At 43.6% G+C, this 241-nt stretch carries 1 pseudogene; it reads right to left on the bottom strand.

Going from position 1 to position 241, the window contains the following annotated elements:
• Positions 1 to 54 precede the first annotated feature (54 nt).
• Positions 55 to 241 (bottom strand): annotated as a pseudogene (locus tag AAEZ10_RS27695) (hypothetical protein); the annotation flags it as partial.

The raw sequence follows: 241 nt of genomic DNA, 5'->3' as shown, positions 1-241 counted from the left end.
ACGTTGCTTCGTTATTATGAATTACGTTAATGAGTCGAACGCTCGGCTAAACGTTTAAGAGTCTTGCTTAGCAATCGTCAGCCCGTTATAGGTTTGTGCGACTGGCATGACTTCTAAGCGATTGACGTTGATATGAGCTGGCGATTCAATCAGCCATAATAAGATATCGCCGATATCCTCACCCGTCATGGTTTTGAAGCCATCATAAACTTGAGCAGCTTTATCGTCATCGCCATGATAG

The organism is Pseudomonas sp. H26/SER47-MNA-CIBAN-0231 (assembly GCF_040310465.1).
Taxonomy (GTDB): Bacteria; Pseudomonadota; Gammaproteobacteria; order Pseudomonadales; family Pseudomonadaceae; genus Aquipseudomonas; species Aquipseudomonas atacamensis.
This window is presented reverse-complemented; position numbering and strand designations above follow the sequence as displayed.